This is a genomic window from Nostoc cf. edaphicum LEGE 07299, from assembly GCF_015207245.1.
GTDB classification, from domain to species: Bacteria; Cyanobacteriota; Cyanobacteriia; order Cyanobacteriales; family Nostocaceae; genus Nostoc; species Nostoc edaphicum_B.
Window position 1 is genome coordinate 1 of record NZ_JADEXF010000362.1, and the last position, 5058, is coordinate 5058.

The 5058-nt window shown below is 39.5% G+C and carries 3 protein-coding genes; all 3 read right to left on the minus strand.

Annotated features, from left to right (window positions below; genetic code table 11):
* Positions 1 to 2238: AMP-binding protein (locus IQ229_RS12555; RefSeq protein WP_194044135.1), on the minus strand; the 2238-nt coding region annotated here is incomplete at its 3' end.
* A 376-nt stretch (positions 2239 to 2614) separates the two neighbouring features.
* The gene (locus tag IQ229_RS12560) at positions 2615 to 4351 is read right to left on the minus strand and encodes an NAD(P)-binding domain-containing protein (protein WP_194044136.1); all 1737 of its coding nucleotides are present in this window, start codon (positions 4349 to 4351) and stop codon (positions 2615 to 2617) included.
* A 328-nt stretch (positions 4352 to 4679) separates the two neighbouring features.
* Positions 4680 to 4967: a DUF1330 domain-containing protein gene (locus IQ229_RS12565; protein WP_194044138.1), complete on the minus strand. Its 288-nt coding sequence runs from the start codon at positions 4965 to 4967 to the stop codon at positions 4680 to 4682.
* Positions 4968 to 5058: the final 91 nt, after the last annotated feature.

Consider the following 5058-nt stretch of genomic DNA (forward strand, 5'->3'; position numbering starts at 1 on the left):
GACGGGTGCTTTCTGCTGCCAGGTCTTTTGGTAAAACCAGTCTGGCAGCAAATTGGGATTGTCTAAATGGATCCCAAGCTGTTGAATTATATTGTCAAATTCGCCAGCCTCAAAGCGCTTGCTCAGTTGCGATCGCTGAATCTTGCCAATCGCAGTTTTAGGAATAACCTCCTTCTCAACAGGAAGGATGTAATTCGGATTTACCCCAATATTTTTGACAACCGCTCCACGAATTTTTTTAATCAGTTGTTTCAATAAGCTCTGGTCAGAGACAACAGAACTGAAAAAAATCGCCAATTGCTCAGTATTATGGCCAGGTGTGTGTACAGCACAAGCTGTTGTGTAAGAAACCTCTACACCCTCTACTTCTTCGACAACCGCTTCAATTTCATGACTGTAATAGTTTATACTATTAATAACAATATCATCCTTCTCTCTACCAGTTAGCACTATACGCCCTGACTGCATATAACCGAGGTCTCCGGTATTAAACCATCCATCCTCACAAAAAGCCTTACGATTGCTTTCAGGGTTTTGATAGTAACCAGAGGTCACTGAAAGACCTTTCACCTGAAATCTGCCAATCACCCCCTCCGGAACAACTTGATTATTATCATCAGTGACGCGGATAGATGCTCCAGGAATCGGGGGACCAAGTTCCACAAATGACATATCGTCCAATGACGTTTCTAAAGAAAAATCATCAGACATAGTGATCCCTGCGGAAGTCTCGGACATTCCAAAGGCTGGATGAATTGCATTAGATGGCAGATGATGTGGCTGAAGTAGCTTGAGAAAAGTTCGTGCCGTTTTGGCCACAATCTGCTCTCCAGCATTAACCAGCAATCGCATGGAAGATAAATCCCATGAGCGCTGATTAATTTCGTAAAACCGGTCATTGATTAAAGAAAAAGCAAAATTAGGTGCCCAAGAGATTGTAGCTTTATGATGTTGAATCAAATCCAGCAATTGAATGGGATGTTGCAGAATAAAATCAGTGGGTATATGGATTTGCTTGCAACCCAACTCAATTGGCATCAGTAAGAGAAACACGATCACACCCACATGATCTAATGGCATCCAATTCAAGGTAATATCCTGGCTGGAAACCTTGTTCATCTGCCCTAAACCAGCCGTCGCACTTAATAAATTGCGATGGCTCAACATCACACCTTTAGGCATACCAGTACTTCCAGAGGTGAGAAGTAGCAATGCTAGATCATCTGGTTGGCTCTGATGAATGTTGGAATCTGGTTGATTTTGGCGTAAAGTATCAACAGTCTCTATTTGAAAATTTTCTATATTTAACAGTTCTGCCAGGGAACGAATGCTGACAGCTAATTCTGAGCTAGTCAGAATAATTGGTCTTTCCAACATCTGCCAGGTATTATGCAATTTGTTAACAGTACTATTTGCCTGCTCATAAGTTGGAGCGATCGAAATTGGTACAGGAATAAAGCCACCTAGGATACATCCCCAAAAAGCGGGAATGAAATCTTGGCCTCGATCAATTTGAAATATCACTTTATCTTGTGGCTTCAAACCCAGCTTTCTCAAACCAGCCAAAATCCGTTGAGCATCTAAGAATAAATCCTTATAAGATTGAATTTGCTCAGAGCCATCAGATTGAATATAAATGAGTTCTTGTTTCGGGCTTTGATGAGCCGCTCTTTGCAGAACTGTTGCAAGGCTTGTTGGGGAATTTTTTTCCCGCTTGAGCTCCCCCCCATTATTAATAGCTGGGTTATTTGAAATGGACTCCTGCTTAATAGCTGAACGGGACAATTGGGATTTAATTGGACTGTTGTTTTCTTCACCCGTGACAGTTTTCCAATCAGGTAACAAGTCTGACAGACGCAGTGATGGCTGGTGCTTGATCTCTCCTTGAACCACCACTGCTACTTGCTCAACTTCAGATAATGATTGGATTTGCTCTTCCCATCGCTGCACTAAATCAGTGTCCTTTATTTCCAGATGATTTAGAGCTGCTTTGTCTATCTGTCCGGATGCAGTCAACGGCAAAGCGGAAACTGGCACAATTGCCATAGGTATCAATTCAGCAGGCAGAGTTTTTTGCAGATGAGATAACAGTCGTTCTGAAGTAAATGAATTTGATGGAACTACATAAGCAACTAGTTCTTGGCTTAACTTTTCTGTCTCCCGCACTAGTACTACACAGTCGTCAATAGTTGAACTCGACCGGATAGCAACTTCTACATCTCTATGTTTCTTATTCATTAGACCTCTTGCACGAATAATGTAAGCATGAAAAAATACAGGTCAAAAAAGAAATAGCGATGAGCTACGCACAGATAAAAGACCTGCCATCATTAGAATTCAAACGGCTATGTAGAGCGTATATCGCCACCTATAGAAGGATGGTAACAGTAGTCAAACCGAATTGTGTAGTGCAAAAAAAGGTGGTCAACTAAACTTAAGTGTAGAAGACCACTTGTTAGTCACACTTGAATATTGGCAGGAGTATCGAACGTACTGACCTATCGCTAAAAGCTGGGATATCCATGAATTCACAGCATGTCGGATAGTACGGAAACTTTTGAGAAACAGTTTCACCTATACAAAGCTTGATGACAAGTTAAGAAAAAATAGCTGTTTAAATCGGTCGTTTACACGGATGAGAAGACGTGTTCGAGTCAGAAGAGGTATTGACTGCATTGCTTTCCCGCCACTTTCTGATCTCTTCCTCTGACCATTTGTGGTAGGGGCCACCTTCTATAGGTTCAGGTAAATTTAAATTCAAGCCTAGTTTACTTTCGAGCCATTTCTGGAATGTATAGTGATAAGACATGACAGCTCCCCCTGTTCCGTGAGGTCTATCCCATCGAGCTAAAAGAGAATCTCCGAAATGAAACTCGTCAGTGACTCCTTTGTGCATATGTCGTATGACTGGATGTAAAAATGCTGCACAGGAGGTATCAAGCGGATCGGAGGGGCCAAGAAAAGTAATACTAGACTCATCAAACTTATCGAAGCCAAACTCTAAGGTCATAATCAAAACATGCTGATTTCCAAAGTTAAGCTGCTGTACTTGTTGCAGAGGTAATTCTTGATATAAAGTTGCTTGCTTTAAGCCCTCAGAGATGACTAAAACATCACATAGAACACCGTAGAGTTGGAAAAGTGCTGCGGAAATGCTAAATCGTTGGTACATCCAGTCCAGGAACTCTTCCCAGTTAAGTGTCTCAAAGGTTTTTCTGGGGTATGGAATGCTCTCGAATCTCTCCTCTAAAAGATGAAATAAAGTTCTGATGTTGTATCTGAATCCGTGAATAAAGCCGGACGACGCTTGGCGATCATTGCCTTGCATAGCGCCCCCTATAAAAAAGAGGTTTGAAACGTTAACAGACTCCCAACTCGGCGTTATTTGAGCATACTTGCCTCGTTTCCAAGTCTGAGGTTTGATCTCATCATCAAAAATGTTGTCATTAACCCACTTCCAGCCAGTACATCTAATAATAAAGTCGTACTCTCTTGTCAACTTCAATGTACCTGGAATACTTGCATTAGGATAATCGTACTCATGATTCGTCTGCAATGTGTTCTCAGATATTTTGCTGATTCTCTTCACGCGTGGATTAAGAACCGCATGAAGAGATTTGAGCTGATACATATCGAAGATATTGTTATTGACTGCTCTAACATCGCCAACAAAATGGGTTTCCCATGCAAATTTGACTGGTTGTTTAGCCAAAATGTGGACAAATGCTGCAACACCTGAGAGATACTCTGCTGTTTCAAATGCTGAGTTACCCTGACCAAGGATACCAATTCGCTTATTTCGATATAATTCAATATCCAATGGGTGATCTTCGTATCCCATTGTTAATTCGATTCCCTCAATATCATTGGGAATCATGGGCGCAACAGCTCCTAGCCCTAATAAAAGGACTTGACACTTGTATATTTGCCCAGTTGACGTAAGTAATAAGAAATCTCCATCAATGTCTTTCTTAATCTTTGTTACTGCTACATTGTAGGAAATATTAAGCTTAAAATGGTTGGCAAAATCCTGTAAATATTGGTAAAGGATATCTGCATCTGCAAAAAGTTCCTCTGTATAGGAAGTAAATCTCATCGAAGGGTCATCGCTCAGAAGAGAATTCCAATCATGTCTCCAGTTGAATTCATCTTCCGTAAAATAGTTATATTTCTTATTTATTGAAATTAGCTTCCTATGTCTTGGCTGCTCTGCAAAGAATGAACCTGCCGTACCATTTTTTTCTAGGATAATGTAATCTCGATCATTTTTTTTAAGAAAATATCCCATTTGTAGACCACCAGGTCCAGCACCAACGATTATATATTTGAATGTTTTGATATTGGTTTCCATGTTAGTGTTCCTCCTTAATTCAGAAAATCAGTATTTTCTAACCCGGAACTAAAAATAGTTGAATAATTCTCGTTTAAGAAAAATATCTTTGCAATGATGTAAAGTTTTTACTAAAGAAGAATTACTACTTTTATGTCTTGTCGAGTAAGAATTGCTTAGAAGTGACAGATATGCTTTGACTCAAAATAGGTTTGTCAACTTACATACTCTGTAAATTATAAATTGACGCCTAGAGTCATTTAAAATTGGAAAAATTGTGGTTAATTTTTTAAAACACAAGCCTGAAGTTGAAGATTAAAAATTCACTATTAATCATGACTAATCACAGTTAAATCCCCTCGACTATAACAAGATCAGTCGCAGCATGAGTTTTACGCAATATTTTCAGATTCTTGTAATCTTCAGAGTTGTACCAGTTGTTAAATAAATTCTTGTCAGGAAATTCTAAGACAACCAATCGATTTGTTTGCCAATTTCCTTCTACTACTTCTCCTTCTCCACCACGGACTAAGTAACGTCCGCCATACTTGGCAATTGTATGAGGAACTTGACGCTTATATTCTTCAAAAGCTTCAGCATTTTTCACTTTTATTGAAGCAATCAAATAAGTAGCCATAGTATAGCCCCTTTTTATTGTGAATACTTATGCTAGCTGATTAAAATCCTTACTGAGCTTTATGCTTTGTTTACTCTGATCTTAGATGTCC

Coding starts and splice junctions, on each gene's coding strand:
- IQ229_RS12565 (WP_194044138.1), bottom strand. CDS start 4,967: ATGGCTACTTATTTGATTGCTTCAATAAAAGTGAAAAATGCTGAAGCT.
- IQ229_RS12560 (WP_194044136.1), bottom strand. CDS start 4,351: ATGGAAACCAATATCAAAACATTCAAATATATAATCGTTGGTGCTGGA.